This window comes from bacterium (genome assembly GCA_021372775.1).
GTDB lineage: Bacteria > Acidobacteriota > Polarisedimenticolia > J045 > J045 > JAJFTU01.
Window position 1 is genome coordinate 1 of the sequence record JAJFTU010000390.1, and the last position, 1,506, is coordinate 1,506.

Here is a 1,506-nt window from a genome sequence, read left to right on the forward strand (position 1 = left end):
ACCGGGGAGATGTGGCTGTGCTCCGAGTGCGGGGCCGAGGTGCCGCTGAGCGACCCCGACGAGTACGACGTGGTGCGGGAAATCTGCGCGGACTGCGCGGCGAAGCACGACGACGAGGACGCGGACGCTGCCAAGCCGGCACCGACGACTCCCGCCCCGTCCAACGACTCCGCGGCCCTCGCCGGCGCGGTGGGCGCCCTGCTGGCGCAGGCGTTCGGACACTGACATTCAGCCGCGCGTGGCGCGGCAAAGGGGGAAACGATGGCTACGCAAGAGATTCCGAGGGAAGCGGCGATTGTCCTGCGAGGGGACAGCGGGATCCAGCGCACGTTCGGCGCGCTCTCCGTCGATGACGTCGTGGAACAGACGCGGATCGTGCACGACCTCATGAAGCGCGTGATGGTCGATGGCACGCACTACGGCACGATCCCCGGGTGCGGAACGAAACAATGCTTGCTCAAGGCCGGCGCGGAAACCATCGCGTTCGTGCTGCGGCTCGCGCCCGAGTTCACGGTCGAGGTCGTCCCGCTCGGCGGCGAGCACCGAGAGGTCCGCGTCGTCTGCCGGCTGCGGTCCATCCACACCGGCGCGTTCGTCGCCGAGGGCGTCGGATCGTGCTCGACGATGGAAAGCAAGTACCGGTGGCGCAAGGGCGGTCGCTCGTGCCCCGAGTGCGGGAGCGACGCGCTCAAACGGAGCAAGTACGCGCCCAAGGGCCGGCCGAACGAAAAGCCCGGCTGGTACTGCTACGCGAAGGCCGGCGGCTGCGGGACCGAGTTCTCCTATGACGACGAGCGCATCGCCGAGCAGGTGAGCGGTCGCGTCGAGAACCCCGACATCGCGGACACCTACAACACGGTGCTCAAGATGGCGAAGAAGCGCGCCTACGTGGACGGCACGATCACCGCCGCCGCCGCGTCCGACGTCTTCACGCAGGACGTGGAAGACGACGAACAACCGGACGCGCCCGCGTTCGAGCCGCGCATCGCTCCGCACAACGAGCAGCGCCGCGCGGCCCCGCCCGCCCCGGTCGCCCCCGACGTGAAGGAAATCACCTCCGGCGAAGGCCGGACCCGCCGCGTCCTCGCCAACTGGGAGGCGTTGATCGCGTCCGACCCGGACCACGCCCTCGCCTACAAGCCGAGCGGCCCGCACGCCGGCGAGCCCCTGTCGGCCACCACGAGCGATGCCGAGCTCCGCACGCTGGGCGAGATGGCCGAGGGGCACAAGGGCAGCTATTGGCCCGCCCTCGCCATCGGCGTTCGCCGCGAGCTGGCCCGCCGCGCGAGCGCGGAACCCGCGCCGTGCGATGACGTGATCCCGCAGTTCGAGAATGAGGAGGATGGGGAATGAGCGCCGTCCCGATGATCCCCGCCGCGCTGTCCGTCCCCGGAGCCGCGGACGCGATCGCCAGCATCGAGACGATGCGTTCCTTCGCCGTCGTGAACGCGGAGACGTACACGACCGCGAGCGACGCGAGAACCGCGATCAAGGCCCTCGAAAAGC

2 protein-coding genes are annotated in these 1,506 nt (G+C 70.0%); both read left to right on the forward strand.

The window, feature by feature from the left end:
• Window positions 1–225, forward strand: a 225-nt coding sequence (locus tag LLG88_13015) for a hypothetical protein (protein ID MCE5247827.1), incomplete at its 5' end; no start/stop codon positions are given.
• A gap of 132 nt (window positions 226–357) precedes the next feature.
• Entirely contained in the window at window positions 358–1,353 is a 996-nt protein-coding gene (locus tag LLG88_13020) for a hypothetical protein (protein ID MCE5247828.1), read from the forward strand.
• Window positions 1,354–1,506 lie beyond the last annotated feature (153 nt).